The following is a 15,061-nucleotide window of genomic DNA, read 5'->3' as shown; positions in this document are numbered from 1 at the left end:
ATGCGCAGCAAACTCGTCCTGCACGCCGTCGACTCGCACACCGAGGGCATGCCCACCCGCGTGATCACCGGCGGGATCGGGACCGTCCCCGGCGCGACCATGAACGAGCGGCGGCTGTACTTCCGTGAGCACCGCGACGACATCAAGCAGCTCCTGATGAACGAGCCGCGCGGCCACTCGGCCATGAGCGGCGCCATCCTCCAGCCACCCACCCGCCCCGACTGCGACTGGGGTGTCATCTACATCGAGGTCTCCGGCTATCTGCCGATGTGCGGGCACGGCACGATCGGGGTCGCGACCGTGCTGGTCGAGACCGGCATGGTCGAGGTCGTCGAGCCGGTCACCACGATCCGGCTCGACACCCCGGCGGGCCTGGTCGTCGCCGAGGTGGAGGTCGAGGACGGCGCCGCGAAGGCGGTCACCCTGCAGAACGTGCCGTCCTTCTCCGTCGCCCTCGACCGCAAGATCACCCTCGCCGACGGGCGCACGGTGACATACGACATGGCATACGGCGGCAACTTCTACGCCATCCTGCCGCTGGAGCAGTTCGGCCTGCCCTTCGACCGCTCCCGCAAGGACGACATCCTCCAGGCGGGGCTGTCCTTGATGGCGGCGATCAACGCCGAGGAGGAGCCCGTCCACCCGGAGGACCCCACCATCCGGGGCTGCCACCACGTCCACCTGATCGCGCCCGGCGCCACCGCCCGCCACTCCCGGCACGCGATGGCCATCCACCCCGGCTGGTTCGACCGCTCTCCCTGCGGCACCGGCACCAGCGCGCGCATGGCGCAGCTGCACGCGCGCGGCGAACTCCCGCTGCACACCGAGTTCGTGAACGAGTCCTTCATCGGGACACGGTTCACCGGACGGCTCCTCGGCACCACCGAGGTCGCGGGCCGCCCCGCCGTCCTGCCCAGCTTCACCGGGCGCGCCTGGATCACGGGCACCGCGCAGTACCTGCTCGATCCGTCGGATCCGTTCCCGGCCGGGTTCGTGCTGTAGCCCGTGAGCCGGGTCAGCGGCCTTTCACAAGGTTGTTGCGGTAGGCGTAGCCCACGGCCTGGGCGCGGTCGGTGGCGCCGATCTTCGCGAAGATGCGGTTGATGTGCGTCTTCACGGTGGCCTGGCCGACCACCAGCCGGTCGCAGATCTGCGCGTTGCTCAGGCCCTGCGCGATGAGGGTGAGCACTTCGGCCTCGCGCGGGGTCAGACCGTCGGGCGCCTGTCCTGTCGGCGGTGCGCTGTCACCGGGCTGCCGGAGCGCGGCGACCAGCCGCGCCTGCACCGCCGGATCGAGCCAGGTGCGGCCGCCGTACACCTCGCGGATCGCCGTCTCGACCTCGCTGTCGTCGGCGTCCTTGGTCAGATAGCCGAGGGCGCCGGCCCGCAGCGCCGGGAACACGGAGTCGTCGTCCGCATAGGTGGTCAGTACGAGGACGGTGCTGTCCGGCACCTTCTCCCGTAGCACCGCGGTGGCCGAAACCCCGTCCAGGACCGGCATGTTGAGATCCATCAGCACCACGTCCGGGCGCAGCCGCTCGGCGAGTTCCACCGCCTCGGCGCCGTCGCGGGCCGCACCGACCACCTCGATGCCGTCGAGCATGCCGATCAGCAGCACCAGCCCGCCCCGTACGACCTGCTGGTCGTCCGCGACGAGGACCCTGATCCGCTCGCCGGGCTCCCGCGTCATGCCGGCACCTCCATCCGTACCGTCCACCCGTCCTGGGTCGGGCCCGCGTCGCTGCTGCCACCCACCTCGCCGAGCCGCTCGCGCATACCGGTCAGGCCGAGGCCCGAGCCCACGACCAGCGGCGACGGGGCGGGGCCCGGCTCGGTTTGCCGGTCCTCGACCGTCAGCACCGTGGACTTCGATTCGTAAGTGAGGGTTACGGTGGTGCGGGCGCCGCGCGCGTAGCGGGCGGCGTTGGTCAGTGCCTCCTGCGCGCCCCGGTAGAGAGCGAGATCGGCGTCCGGCGGCAAGGCGCGACGGGGCCCGACCACGGACAGTGTCACATCGAGCTCCAGGTCCACCCGGTAGCGCTCGACCAGCTCCGCCAGCCGGTCCAGCGACGGCGTCTGCCGCCCGCGCAGCGCGCCCACCGCCCTGCGTGCGTCGCCCAGCCCCTCCTTGACGAGCCCCCCGGCCCGGTCCAGCAACTCCCGCAGCTCCGCACCGGCCTGATCGCGCCGCGCCATCCGTCGCGCCGCCTGCACCTGGACGGCCAGTCCGGACAGGGTCTGGGCGAGTACGTCGTGCAGGTCCTGGGCGATACGGGTGCGCTCGGCGAGTGCCGCCGCCTCGGCCTCCGCCTCCCGGGCGTCCTCCAGTTGCGCGAGCAGCAGTTGCGCCCGCTCCTCGTTCCGGCCCGACTGGCGCATGCTGATCGCCATCAGGGCCAGCACCGCGCAGAACGTCAGCTGGCTCAGCCAGGTCACCACACCGCCGTCCATCCCGGCGACCCCGGCCGCGACCAGGCCACCCGTGACGATGCCGCCGACCACGAGTGCCTGCCGTCGCGGCAGGGTCAGGAAGGCGGTCAGCATCGCCACCGACGGCGGCAGGACCGACATGGTGCCGGGCTGGATGACACCGAGCGCGAGCCCGAACGCGCTGATCAGCAGGCAGAACGTGATGCAGGGGGCCGGTGCCGTCACCGGCCACACGCCGGAGGCCACCGCGGCCGGCGGCAGCAGGCAGCCGAGGAGGACGAGGGTCACGGCGAGGTGCCGGCCGCTCGCGCCGGGCGCGGGGTCGGCGAACAGCGACTGCACGGCGATGGCGACCACGATGCCCCACAGCACCGGGCGCAGGCGTCTGCCCCTGCGCTCGCGCCGGTCCCGGGCGTCGGCCAGCGCCGCGGCCATCCGCGGACTGACGGCGACCGGCTCGCCCTGCGGGAAGTCCGTCATGCTCTGAAGAATAGGTAAGCGCCGGTGCGCCGACGCGACGGGCACCGGCCCGGCCCCGGGGAGCCGGGTGCCGTCGCGAGGGCAGGGCGGGGTCGGCATCGGGTCAGCCCCGGGCGGCCGACGCGGTGGCTCGGGAAGAGACCCGGCCCGCCTTGACACGGACCACCGCGAGCCGGGCGAGGACCTGGGCCAGAGCCATGAGCAGCAGCGCGGCCGTCCAGGCGGCGGCACCGGTGATCAGGTTGTCCCGGCTGAACCGGGCCACCACCGTGGAGCCGCTGTGGGTGGCCCAGAACTCGAACCCGGCGCGCGAGGCCATGCCCACGACCCACAGGACCCCGGCGGCGACCCCGGCCTTCGCCAACGCCACCCCGTCCGAACCGGGGCTCAGCCGGGTCGTCGCGCCGCAGGCGACGCCCAGGACCGCACCGGCGAGGACACCGATGACGTACAGCTGCACGTCATTGCCGTCGGTCGGGAAGGACTTCAGGTAATACGCGGCCGCCGCGGCGACGGCCACCAGGGGCAGGAGCACGTTGCGGGTCGTCTGGCGGGTGCCGCGGATCTGGGGGATCACCAGGAGGATCAGAGCCGCGGAGATCAGGTAGTCGATCGTCGTCATGGCGTCGAGCGTGCCGGGGAACGGTGCCCTGGATCGTCGGCCCCCGAGTTGACCGGCGGGTTGATTCCCGGGTCAACCCACGGGTTGAGAAGCGTCGGTGGCCGCCGGGGATAATGAGCGGTACCGCGTGACATTGCACTGACCACTAGGAGACACCCCATGGCCGCCCAGCGCACCGGCGCCGCCCGGTCCACCGCAGCCGCCCCGGTGCTGCCCACCCTGGGCGGCAAGAAGAGCAGCTACCGGGAGCGGGTCGCCGATGCCCTGCGGGCCGCGTTGATCGCCGGGGAACTGCTCCCCGGCGAGGTGTACTCGGCGCCGACGCTCGCCGCCCGCTTCGGCGTCTCGGCGACCCCGGTGCGCGAGGCCATGCTGGACCTGGTCAAGGAGGGCCTGGTCGACACCGTCCCCAACAAGGGCTTCCGGGTCACGGCGGTCTCCGAGCAGCAGCTCGACGAGTACACCCATATCCGCGCCCTCATCGAGATCCCCACGGTGGTGGACCTGGCCCGCACCGCCGACGAGGTCTCCCTGGAGGCGCTTCGCCCCGCCGCCCGGGAGATCGTCCAGGCCGCCGTCTCCGGTGACCTCATCGCCTACGTCGAGGCCGACACCCGCTTCCACCTCGGCCTCCTCGCCCTCGCCGGCAACGCCCACCTCGTCGAGGTCATCGGCGACCTCCGCAAACGCTCCCGCCTCTACGGCCTCACCGCACTCGTCGAGGCGGGCCGCCTGCTGGCCTCCGCCGAGGAGCACCTCGAACTCCTCGACGCACTGATCGCACGGGACGAGAAGGCCGTACGTGAGGTCATGACCCGCCATCTCGGGCATGTCCGAGGGCTGTGGGCGGCGAAATAGGAGCGGTCGCGAAGTAGCCGGTCACGGACGCGGGTTGACGCGCTCCAGCTTGGTCCAGCCCCGCCAGCCGCGTTCCTCCAGCAGCTCGATCAGCCGTCGGGCAGGGGGCACGGTGTGGAACACCAGGTCGTCCATGAGCGGGACGAGGGGTGGCTGGAGGTCGGTGTCGTCGACGTAGTCCTCGCCCTGTTCGTCGGCCATCCGGGTGAGGTGGGCGGCGAGTTCGTCGGCCAGTTCGATCAGCCGCGGGTCGTCGTCGGCGCGGTCCAGCGCCCGGCTGAGGGCGAGGTAGAAGCCGGTGAGCCGAGGGTCGGCGAGCTGCTCCCGCTTGCGCGCCATCCACTCCGGGACCCGCTCGGGCGAGTGCGCTGCCAGCGGGATCCAGCCGTCGCGTTCGGCGCGGACGATCCGCTCGTCGACCCCGAGGGCCCGCAGCCGGTCCAGATACTCGGTGACCTCCGGCGGCAGCGCCAGGCTGTCCCCGGCAGCGAGGCGTGCGATGCGCTCACGGTGCCGCTGCCGGTCCCGGATCTCCGCCCGCAGCCTTTCGTCGATGTCCGCGACCGCCGCGGCGAATTCCTCCTCGCCGGCCCGCAACAGCTCGTGCACGCGCGCCAGCGGGACCCCGGCCTCGGCCAGGGTGCGGATCCTGATCAGCTCGACCACGGCCCGGGCGTCGTACCTCCGATAGCCGGAGTGGTCCCGCTCCGGCTCCGGGAGCAGGCCCTTGGCGTGGTAGTGCCGCACCGCGCGCACCGTCACTCCGGCGTACGACGCCAACTCGCCGATGGTCAGCATGGGACCAGTCTCCTCCAGGCCGCTCAGTCATCAGGTCCACCGCGGACCAGGTCGGCGATCTCCCGGGCATGCGTGAAGGGAAGCCGGTGATCGCCGTCGAGCCAGGTCGCGGAGATGTGCGGCCGTTCGCGGACGAGCCGCTCGGCACCGGCCCGCCAGAGCCGGTTGTGCCGTGGCGCGCGCCCTTCGGTGCCGGGGCCTGCGATGGTCGTCGACATGATCATGCGGATGGGGTGGTCGATCCTTCGGTACCGGTCGAGGATCGCGGAACGGATCACGTCGATCTCCAGGTTCAGGCCGTGGATGTCCTGCGCGGTGAGCCGCACCTGACGTGCGATGTCCTCGGCTCGCGCGACCGCGTGCCGTTGTGCGAGGTCGTCCGCCATCGCGCGGAACGTCGCCAGGTCGGCCTCGGTGATGAACGGCTCGGGCAGCGGATTCGCGCCGTCGACGCCCACGAGCCCCGAAACGGCGTCAGGGTGCTCGGCAGCGAAGTGGACGGCCAGGTCCGCGCCCAGCGAGTAGCCCATGAGCAGGGGCGCCGAGGGCAGGTCGAGCCCCGCGAACACGGAGACCAGGTCGCTCAGGAACACATCGAAGGAGTACCGGTCGGCGTCGGGGGCGAGGCCGTGTCCTCGTAGATCGAAGGTCACCACGTCGTGGTCGAGCCTGAGAAGGTCCGTCAGCTCGCGCAAGTCGGCCTGTGTCGTGTTCAGTCCCGGGCAGAGGACCAGCGGACGCCCCCGGCCGCCGCGGGACACGGGGATCGTGACGCCGTCGTGGTGGAGCGTGAAGTGCCGCGTCGCCCCGGGGGTCCCGAGCGCGCTGGATTTCGTCGTCATGCCCACCAGGCTGCGAGGTTGCCCCTGCGTCAGGGTCAAGAGACGCAAACACAACGCAAGCAGCTTGCATGACTTGCGCTATTCTTGCGTTCATGACGCGACGACTTGCTGAAGTGGCGAAGAAGGTCGGGGTCAGCGAGGCCACGGTCAGCCGGGTGCTCAATGACAAGCCCGGTGTCTCCGAGGCCACCCGGCAGGCGGTGCTCTCCGCGCTGGACGTCCTCGGCTATGAGCGGCCCACCCAGCTGCGCGGCGAACGCGCCCGGCTGGTCGGGCTGGTGCTGCCCGAACTGCAGAACCCGATCTTCCCGGCGTTCGCCGAGGTGATCGGTGGCGCGCTGGCCCAGTCGGGGCTGACGCCGGTGCTGTGCACGCAGACCAAGGGCGGGGTGTCCGAGGCCGACTATGTGACGCTGCTGCTGCAACAGCAGGTCTCCGGGGTGGTGTTCGCCGGCGGGCTGTACGCGCAGGCCGACGCGCCGCACGACCACTACAAGCTGCTCGCCGACCGCAACATCCCGGTCGTGCTGGTCAACGCGGCCATCGAGCACCTCGGCTTCCCCGCTGTGTCCTGCGACGACGCCGTGGCCGTGGAGCAGGCCTGGCGGCATCTCGCCTCGCTGGGGCACGAGCGCATCGGGCTGGTGCTCGGGCCGGGCGATCACATGCCGTCGGCGCGGAAGCTCGCCGCCGCGCGCGGCATCGCGGGAGACCTGCCCGAGGAGCGGGTCGCGCGGGCCATCTTCTCCATCGAGGGCGGACACGCCGCCGCCTCCCGGCTGATCGACCGGGGCGTCACCGGCATCATCTGCGCGAGCGACCCGCTGGCGCTCGGCGCGATCAGGGCCGCCCGCCGCAAGGGGCTCGCCGTCCCGTCGGAGATCTCCGTCGTCGGGTACGACGACTCGGCGTTCATGAACTGCACCGAGCCCCCGCTGACCACCGTCCGCCAGCCCATCGAGGCCATGGGCAGGGCGGCGGTGGAGCTGCTGAACGCGCAGATCGGGGGCAGTGCCGTACCGGCGGAGGAGCTGCTGTTCGAGCCGGAGCTGGTCGTGCGCGGCTCGACCGCGCAAGCCCTCCGAGGCTAGAACCGTCCTGCTGTCAAATAATTGCAGATTCTGCGCGACATCTTGCGGGCCGATGTCGCCGGTGCTTGAGTGTGCGGCGCCCACCGCTCCTGCCCAGAGGGGTCCACCGATGAGAAGCACCGGGTTCCGCCGTACCTTCGCCGCGCTGAGCGTCTGCTCCCTCGCCCTGGCCGTCTCCGCCTGCGGTTCGGGCGGCGACGACTCGGCGAGCGGCAAGACCCGCATCACGGTCAACTGCATGCCGCCCAAGAGCGCCAAGGTCGACCGCCAGTTCTTCGAGCAGGACATCGCGTCCTTCGAGAAGGCCAACCCGGACATCGACGTCGTCGCCCATGACGCCTTCCCCTGCCAGGACCCGAAGACCTTCGACGCCAAGCTCGCCGGCGGGCAGATGGAGGACGTCTTCTACACGTACTTCACCGACGCCCGGCACGTCGTCGACATCAACCAGGCCGCCGATCTCACCCCGTACGTCAAGGAGTTGAAGAGCTACAGCACCATCCAGCAGCAGCTCCGTGACATCTACACCGTCGACGGCAAGATCTACGGCATCCCGCGCACCGGCTATTCGATGGGGCTCATCTACAACAAGGCGCTCTTCGAGAAGGCCGGCCTCGACCCCGACCAGCCACCGGCCACCTGGGACGACCTACGAGCCGCCGCCAAGAAGATCGCCGCTCTCGGCAATGGCACCATCGGTTACGCCGACTACAGCGCCCAGAACCAGGGCGGCTGGCACTTCACCGCCGAGCTCTACTCCCGGGGCGGGGACGTGGTGAGCGCCGAGGGCAAGAAGGCCACCGTCGACACCCCCGAGGGCCGCGCCGTCCTCCAGAACCTGCACGACATGCGCTGGACCGACGACTCCATGGGCAGCAAGCAGCTCCTCGTCATCAACGACGTCCAGCAGATGATGGGCTCCGGCAAGCTCGGCATGTACCTCTCCGCCCCCGACAACATCCCGATCCTGGTCAAGGAGAAGGGCGGCAGCTACAAGGACCTCGCGCTCGCGCCCATGCCCGGCGGCGAGGGCACGCTCATCGGCGGCGACGGCTACATGTTCAACAAGAAGGCCAGCCCCGAGCAGATCCGCGCCGGTCTGAAGTGGCTTGACCATATGTTCCTCACGCCCGGTGACGGTTTCCAGGGCGACTACGCCCGCGCCAAGAAGAACGACGCCCCCGTCGGACTCCCCGAGCCCCGCCTGTTCACCGGCGCCGCCGACGCCAAGGACCAGCAGGTCAAGAAGGCCAACGCCAACGTCCCCGTGGAGAACTACCAGGCCTTCCTCGACGGCAACCAAAGCCTCGACATGAAGATCGAGCCGCCCAGCGCCCAGCAGATCTACTCCGTCCTCGACGGCGTCGTCTCCGCCGTCCTCACCAAGAAGGACGCCGACATCGACCAGCTCCTCAAGGACGCGTCCGGGAAGATCGACGGCATCCTGGCCCGGGGCTGACGGGCCGTGACCAGGACGGCTCAGCGACGGACCGTCACCAAGGTCGCGGTCCGCCCGATGCAGGCGCCGCCCCCGGCAGGGGACCGGAGGCGGCGCCGCCTCACCGACCAGGCCCGCGCCTACGGCTTCCTCCTCGGCGGCCTCGTCTGCTTCGCCCTGTTCTCCTGGTACCCGGCGATCCGCGCCGTCGTGATCGCCTTCCAGAAGTACACGCCCGGCAGCGACCCCGAGTGGGTCGGCACCGCCAACTTCACCCGCGTCTTCGCCGACCCGGAATTCGCCGCCGCCTGGCGCAACACCCTCACCTTCACGCTGCTCGCCCTGCTGATCGGCTTCGCGATCCCCTTCGTGCTCGCCCTGGTCCTCAATGAGTTGCGGCACGCCAAGGCCTTCTTCCGCGTGGTCGTCTACCTCCCGGTGATGATCCCGCCGGTGGTCAGCGCCCTGCTGTGGAAGTGGTTCTACGACCCCGGCACCGGCCTCGCCAACGAGACGCTGCGCGCCCTGCACCTGCCCACCTCGAACTGGTCCAACGGCGCCGACACCGCCCTCATCTCCCTTGTCATCGTGTCGACTTGGGCCAACATGGGCGGCACGGTGCTGATCTACCTCGCCGCCCTCCAGTCCATCCCGGGTGAGCTGTACGAGGCCGCCGAACTCGACGGCGCGAACCTCCTCCAACGCATCCGGCACGTCACCATCCCCCAGACCCGGTTCGTGATCCTGATGCTGATGCTCCTTCAGATCATCGCCACGATGCAGGTCTTCACCGAACCGTTCGTGATCACGGGCGGCGGCCCCGAGAACGCGACGGTCACCGTCCTCTACCTGATCTACAAGTACGCCTTCCTCTACAACGACTTCGGCGGCGCCTGCGCCCTCAGCGTCATGCTGCTCGCACTCCTCGGCGCCTTCTCCGCCGTATATCTGCGTCTGACGCGCACCGAAGGGGAGGACGTATGACCACCCGGACACTCGTCTCCCCGGCGACCCTGGCCCGCCCGCGCGGCAAGGCCGTCTACTGGTCCGTCTTCACCGGCACCGTCCTGCTGTTCACGCTCGCCTTCCTCTTCCCCGTGTACTGGATGGTGACGGGTGCGATGAAGTCGCCGGACGAGGTGGCACGCACCCCGCCCACCGTCGTCCCGGAGCAGTGGCACATCAGTGGCTACACCGACGCCTGGGAGCTGATGCAGCTGCCCCGCCACCTGTGGAACACGGTCGTCCAGGCCTCCGGCGCCTGGCTGTTCCAGATCGTGTTCTGCACGGCCGCCGCCTACGCCCTGTCCAGGCTGCGGCCCGTCTTCGGCAAGGTGGTCCTCGCCGGCATCCTCGCCACCCTGATGGTCCCGGCCCAGGCGCTTGTCGTACCGAAGTACCTGACCGTGGCGGACCTCGGCCTGCTCAACGACCCGCTCGCCATATGGCTGCCGGCCGTCGCCAACGCCTTCAACCTCTATCTGCTCAAGCGGTTCTTCGACCAGCTCCCGCGCGATGTCCTGGAGGCCGCCGAGATCGACGGCGCCGGGAAGCTGCGCACCCTGTGGTCGATCGTGCTGCCGATGTCGCGGCCGGTGCTCGGGGTCGTCTCGATCTTCGCCCTGGTGGCCGTCTGGCAGGACTTCCTCTGGCCGCTGATGGTCTTCTCCGACACCGAGCAGCAGCCGATCAGTGTCGCGCTCGTGCAGCTGTCGCAGAACATCCCGCTGACCGTGCTCATCGCCGCGATGGTCATCGCGAGCATCCCCATGGTCGCGATGTTCCTGGTCTTCCAGCGGCACATCATCGCCGGGATCGGCGCGGGCAGCACCAAGGGCTGACGTCCCACTCGTTCTCATGGAAGGGGCCACACCGTGGCACAGTCCCGTCCTGCCGCCGCACCGTGGTGGCGCTCCGCCGTCATCTACCAGGTCTACGTCCGCAGCTTCGCGGACGGCGACGGCGACGGCACCGGCGACCTCGCGGGCGTCCGCGCCCGGCTGCCGTATCTCGCCGAACTCGGTGTGGACGCCCTGTGGTTCACGCCCTGGTACGTCTCACCGCTCAAGGACGGCGGCTACGACGTCGCCGACTACCGGGCGATCGACCCGGCGTTCGGCACCCTCGCCGAGGCGGAGAAGCTCATCGCCGAGGCACGTGAGCTGGGTATCCGCACGATCGTGGACGTCGTGCCCAACCATGTCTCCGACCAGCACCCATGGTTCCGCGCCGCGCTCGCCGCCGGGCCCGGCAGCCCCGAGCGCGAACTGTTCCACTTCCGCCCCGGACGCGGCCCGGACGGCGACCTCCCGCCCAACGACTGGCCCTCGCAGTTCGTCGGCTCCACCGAGCCCGTGTGGACCCCGCTGCCGGACGGGGACTGGTACCTCCACCTGTTCACCCCGGAACAGCCCGACCTCAACTGGGCCCACCCCGCCGTCCGTCAGGAACACGAGGACATCCTGCGCTTCTGGTTCGAGCGCGGAGTGGCGGGCGTACGCATCGACTCGGCCGCGCTGCTCGCCAAGGACCCCGCGCTCACCGACCTCGCCGACGCACCCGACCCGCACCCCTTCGTCGACCGCGACGAACTCCACGACATCTACCGCTCCTGGCGGACCGTCGCCGACGACTACGACGGCGTCTTCGTCGGCGAGGTCTGGCTCCCCGACCCCGAGCGCTTCGCCCGCTATCTGCGCCCGGACGAGCTGCACACCGCCTTCAATTTCGCCTTCCTGTCCTGCCCCTGGGACGCCGGACGGCTGCGCGCCTCCATCGACACCACCCTCGCCGAGCACGCTCCCGTGGGCGCCCCCGCCACCTGGGTGCTGTGCAACCACGACATCACCCGCACAGTCACCCGCTACGGCTGCGCCGACACCGGCTTCGACTTCGCCGCCAAGACCTTCGGCACCCCGACCGACCTCGCCCTCGGCACCCGGCGGGCCCGCGCGGCAGCCCTGCTCTCCCTCGCCCTGCCCGGAGCCGTCTACGTCTACCAGGGCGAGGAACTCGGCCTGCCCGAGGCCGACATCCCCCTCGACCGCATCCAGGATCCGATGCACGCCCGCTCCGGCGGCACCGACCCCGGCAGGGACGGCTGCCGGGTGCCGTTGCCCTGGGAGGCCGGGGCGCCGCACGCCGGCTTCGGCGCGCAGGAGGAGCCGTGGCTGCCGCAGCCCGCGGGCTGGGCCGCGTACGCCGCGGACCGGCAGGCCGCCGACCCGGGCTCGATGCTCGCCCTCTACCGCCGGGCGATCGCGCTGCGCCCGGAGTTCGGAGACGGCCCGCTGACCTGGCTGCCGGCGCCCGAGGGCGTGCTCGCCTTCACCCGCGCGCCGGGCGTCAGCTGCGTCGTGAACCTCGCCGACGCCCCCGCCGACCTGCCCGGTCACACCGAACTCCTCCTCGCCAGCGGCCCGTTGGACCCCGACGGGCGGCTGCCGAAGGACACCGCGGCCTGGCTGCGGGCCTGAGACCGCGGACCGCTATCCCCGCACCCCCACCACGAAGGGATCAGCACATGTTTAGATCTGTCAGGATCATGCCAACCGCCACGGCGACCGCAATCACCGTGGCCCTCGCCGCCGGCCTCCTCACCGCCACGGCCCCCACCGCCCACGCGGCCGCCGGCGCCACCCTCCCCTTCACCTCGGTCGAGGCCGAGTCCGCCACCACGACCGGCACGAAGATCGGCCCCGACCACACCCAGGGCACCCTCGCCTCGGAGGCCTCCGGGCGACAGGCGGTACGCCTCACCTCCGGCCAGCGCGTCGAGTTCACCTCGCCGCGCGCGGCCAACGCCCTCAACGTCGCCTACAGCGTCCCGGACGGCCAGACCGGCTCGCTGAACGTGTACGTCAACGGCACCAAGCTGGCGAAGACCATCGCCGTCACCTCCAAGTACTCCTACGTCGACACCGGCTGGATCCCGGGTGCCAAGACCCACCACTTCTACGACAACGCCCGCCTGTTGCTCGGGCAGAGCATCCAGGCCGGCGACAAGGTGGCCCTGGAGGCGGCGGGGGCCGAGGTGACGGTCGATGTCGCCGACTTCGAGCAGGCGGCCGGGCCCGCGGCACAGCCCGCCGGATCGGTCTCCGTCGTTTCCAAGGGCGCCGACCCCACCGGCAACGGCGACTCCACCCAGGCTTTCCGGGACGCCATCGCGTCGGCACAAGGGGGAGTGGTCTGGATCCCGCCGGGCGACTACAGGCTGACGTCCTCGCTGAGCGGCGTCCAGAACGTCACCCTCCAGGGCGCCGGTCACTGGCACAGCGTCGTGCACACCTCCCGCTTCATCGACCAGTCGAGCTCGTCCGGCGGCGTCCACATCAAGGACTTCGCGGTCATCGGCGAGGTCACCGAACGCGTGGACTCCAACCCGGACAATTTCGTCAACGGCTCACTGGGGCCCGGGAGTTCCGTCTCCGGCATGTGGCTCCAGCACCTCAAGGTCGGCCTCTGGCTGATGGGCAACAACGACAACCTGGTCGTCGAGAACAACCGCTTCCTCGACATGACCGCCGACGGCCTCAACCTCAACGGCAATGCGCGCGGGGTGAAGGTCCGCCACAACTTCCTGCGCAACCAGGGCGACGACGCGCTCGCCATGTGGTCGCTGTACGCGCCGGACACCAACAGCAGCTTCGAGAACAACACCATCACCCAGCCGAACCTGGCCAACGGCATCGCGATCTACGGCGGCACCGACATCACCGTACGGAACAACCTGATCTCCGACACCAACGCCCTCGGCAGCGGCATCGCGATCTCCAACCAGAAGTTCCTCGACCCCTTCCACCCGCTGTCCGGCACCATCACGGTCGACGGCAACACCCTGGTCCGCACAGGCGCGATGAACCCCAACTGGAACCACCCGATGGGCGCCCTGCGTGTCGACTCCTACGACAGCGCGATCGAGGCGCAGGTGAAGATCACCAACACCACCATCACCGACAGCCCGTACAGCGCCTTCGAGTTCGTCTCCGGGAGCGGGCGCGGTTTCGCCGCCAAGAACATCACCGTCGACGGCACCACCATCCGCAACACCGGCACGGTCGTCGTCCAGGCCGAGGCCCAGGGCGCCGCCACCTTCCGCAACGTCACGGCAACCGGCGTAGGCGCCGCCGGCATCTACAACTGCCCCTACCCCGCGGGCTCCGGCACCTTCACCCTCACCGACGGCGGCGGCAACTCCGGCTGGTCCAGCACCTGGTCCGACTGCTCGACCTGGCCGCAGCCCGGCCAGGGCAACCCCGACCCGGACCCGGCGCGCAACCTGGCCAAGGGCCGCACAGCGAGCGCCACCGGCTCACAGGACGTCTACACGCCGGGCAAGGCGGTCGACGGTGACGCCAACACCTACTGGGAGTCGACCAACAACGCCTTCCCGCAGTCCTGGACCGTCGACCTCGGGTCGACCGAGGCGGTCCGCCGGCTGGTGCTCAAGCTGCCGCCGTCCTCGGCGTGGGGCGCGCGCACCCAGACCATCACGGTGCTGGGCAGCACCGACGGCTCGAACTACGCCACGGTCGTCGGCGCCACCGGCTACCGCTTCGACCCGGCCACCGGCAACACGGCCACCGTAGCCCTGCCCGCCGGCACCAACGTGCGCCACCTGCGACTGTCGGTCAGTGCCAACACCGGCTGGCCCGCAGGTCAGCTCAGCGAGGTGGAGGCGTATCTGACTTCGTGACCGCGTCCTGCGGAACCCCGCGCTTCGCCGCCTGGATCTGCTCGTACACATGAGTACGCAGCTCGGCGAAGCGCGGGTCCACGCGGGTGTGCAACTGGTCGCGCTCGGCGGGCAGATCGACCTTCAGCTGCTCCCGGACGACGGTCGGGGAGGCCGACAGCACGATCACCCGCTCGCCCAGGTACACGGCCTCGTCGATGTCATGGGTGACGAACAGGATCGTGATGCCCCGCTCCCGCCACAGCCCCCGTACCAGGTCCTCCAGATCGGCCCGCGTCTGCGCGTCGACCGCCGCGAACGGCTCGTCCATCAGCAGCACATGGGGCTCGTACGCGAGGGCGCGGGCGATCGCGACGCGCTGCTGCATGCCGCCGGAAAGCTGCCACGGGTACGCCCCCGCGGCGTCCGCCAGCCCGACCGACTCCAGGGCGTCTCGGACCAGTTCCCGACGCCGCGCCTTGCCCAAGTCCTTTTGTTTCAGCGGGAGTTCGACATTCTCGCCGACCCGCATCCAGGGGAAGAGGCTGCGCCCGTACTCCTGGAACACGAACGCCATCCCGGGTGGCGGCCCGCTCACCCTGCTCCCCTCCAGAAGCACCTCGCCGCTCGTCGGCGTCAGCAGACCGCCCATGCACTTCAACAGCGTCGTCTTCCCGCAGCCCGACGGCCCGACCAGACAGACGAGCTCACCGGCGTCCACGGTGAAGGTGAGGTCGCGCACCGCCTCCACGCGCCGCCCGGAACCCTCGTAGACCTTCTTCAGGGCGCGTACGTCGAGCATGACCCTCCCCTTCACGGTGTTCA

14 protein-coding genes are annotated in these 15,061 nt (G+C 70.5%); 8 read left to right on the top strand and 6 right to left on the bottom strand.

Annotated features, from left to right (window positions below; all coding sequences use genetic code 11):
• Positions 1 to 1,002, top strand: a complete 1,002-nt coding sequence (locus tag IE325_RS00955; protein WP_190067687.1) for a proline racemase family protein — start codon at positions 1 to 3, stop codon at positions 1,000 to 1,002.
• A 13-nt stretch (positions 1,003 to 1,015) separates the two neighbouring features.
• On the opposite strand, the gene IE325_RS00950 is transcribed toward IE325_RS00955, so the two are convergent.
• From IE325_RS00950 to IE325_RS00940, 3 genes are all read right to left on the bottom strand, one after another.
• On the bottom strand, positions 1,016 to 1,690 hold the full coding sequence (locus IE325_RS00950) for a response regulator (protein WP_190067686.1): 675 nt from the start codon (positions 1,688 to 1,690) through the stop codon (positions 1,016 to 1,018).
• Positions 1,687 to 2,910: a histidine kinase gene (locus IE325_RS00945; RefSeq protein WP_229911603.1), complete on the bottom strand. Its 1,224-nt coding sequence runs from the start codon at positions 2,908 to 2,910 to the stop codon at positions 1,687 to 1,689. The genes IE325_RS00950 and IE325_RS00945 overlap by 4 nt, the downstream gene beginning before the upstream one ends.
• Before the next feature lie 103 nt (positions 2,911 to 3,013).
• The gene (locus IE325_RS00940; RefSeq protein WP_190067684.1) at positions 3,014 to 3,532 is read right to left on the bottom strand and encodes a hypothetical protein; all 519 of its coding nucleotides are present in this window, start codon (positions 3,530 to 3,532) and stop codon (positions 3,014 to 3,016) included.
• 159 nt (positions 3,533 to 3,691) lie between these two features.
• On the opposite strand from IE325_RS00940, the gene IE325_RS00935 reads away from it, so the two are divergent.
• Positions 3,692 to 4,390, top strand: coding sequence for a GntR family transcriptional regulator (locus IE325_RS00935; RefSeq protein WP_190067683.1), 699 nt, complete (start codon positions 3,692 to 3,694; stop codon positions 4,388 to 4,390).
• 21 nt (positions 4,391 to 4,411) lie between these two features.
• Here the strand turns inward: IE325_RS00935 and IE325_RS00930 are convergent, their stop codons facing one another.
• Together IE325_RS00930 and IE325_RS00925 are read right to left on the bottom strand one after the other, a co-directional pair.
• The gene (locus tag IE325_RS00930) at positions 4,412 to 5,188 is read right to left on the bottom strand and encodes a MerR family transcriptional regulator (protein WP_190067682.1); all 777 of its coding nucleotides are present in this window, start codon (positions 5,186 to 5,188) and stop codon (positions 4,412 to 4,414) included.
• Positions 5,189 to 5,211: 23 nt separating this feature from the next.
• Positions 5,212 to 6,030, bottom strand: coding sequence for an alpha/beta fold hydrolase (locus tag IE325_RS00925; protein WP_190067681.1), 819 nt, complete (start codon positions 6,028 to 6,030; stop codon positions 5,212 to 5,214).
• A 92-nt stretch (positions 6,031 to 6,122) separates the two neighbouring features.
• On the opposite strand from IE325_RS00925, the gene IE325_RS00920 reads away from it, so the two are divergent.
• From IE325_RS00920 to IE325_RS00895, 6 genes are all read left to right on the top strand, one after another.
• Complete coding sequence (locus tag IE325_RS00920; RefSeq protein WP_190067680.1) at positions 6,123 to 7,121, top strand: LacI family DNA-binding transcriptional regulator; 999 nt, start codon at positions 6,123 to 6,125, stop codon at positions 7,119 to 7,121.
• A 109-nt stretch (positions 7,122 to 7,230) separates the two neighbouring features.
• Complete coding sequence (locus IE325_RS00915; protein WP_190067679.1) at positions 7,231 to 8,580, top strand: ABC transporter substrate-binding protein; 1,350 nt, start codon at positions 7,231 to 7,233, stop codon at positions 8,578 to 8,580.
• A gap of 6 nt (positions 8,581 to 8,586) precedes the next feature.
• Positions 8,587 to 9,543, top strand: a complete 957-nt coding sequence (locus tag IE325_RS00910) for a carbohydrate ABC transporter permease (RefSeq protein ID WP_190067678.1) — start codon at positions 8,587 to 8,589, stop codon at positions 9,541 to 9,543.
• Positions 9,540 to 10,400 carry a carbohydrate ABC transporter permease gene (locus IE325_RS00905; protein ID WP_190067677.1) on the top strand — a complete coding sequence of 287 codons (861 nt, stop codon included), beginning with the start codon at positions 9,540 to 9,542 and terminating at the stop codon, positions 10,398 to 10,400. The genes IE325_RS00910 and IE325_RS00905 overlap by 4 nt, the downstream gene beginning before the upstream one ends.
• 33 nt (positions 10,401 to 10,433) lie before the next feature.
• Positions 10,434 to 12,035, top strand: a complete 1,602-nt coding sequence (locus tag IE325_RS00900) for a glycoside hydrolase family 13 protein (RefSeq protein ID WP_190067676.1) — start codon at positions 10,434 to 10,436, stop codon at positions 12,033 to 12,035.
• A 68-nt stretch (positions 12,036 to 12,103) separates the two neighbouring features.
• Complete coding sequence (locus tag IE325_RS00895; protein WP_229911602.1) at positions 12,104 to 14,257, top strand: discoidin domain-containing protein; 2,154 nt, start codon at positions 12,104 to 12,106, stop codon at positions 14,255 to 14,257.
• On the opposite strand, the gene IE325_RS00890 is transcribed toward IE325_RS00895, so the two are convergent.
• A complete protein-coding gene (locus IE325_RS00890) occupies positions 14,226 to 15,038 on the bottom strand; it encodes an ABC transporter ATP-binding protein (RefSeq protein ID WP_190067674.1) in 813 nt (270 codons plus the stop codon). The two genes, IE325_RS00895 and IE325_RS00890, sit on opposite strands and share 32 nt — an antisense overlap.
• Positions 15,039 to 15,061: the final 23 nt, after the last annotated feature.

It is taken from the genome of Streptomyces lanatus (assembly GCF_014655715.1).
In the GTDB taxonomy this organism is placed as follows: Bacteria; Actinomycetota; Actinomycetes; order Streptomycetales; family Streptomycetaceae; genus Streptomyces; species Streptomyces lanatus.
This window is presented reverse-complemented; position numbering and strand designations above follow the sequence as displayed.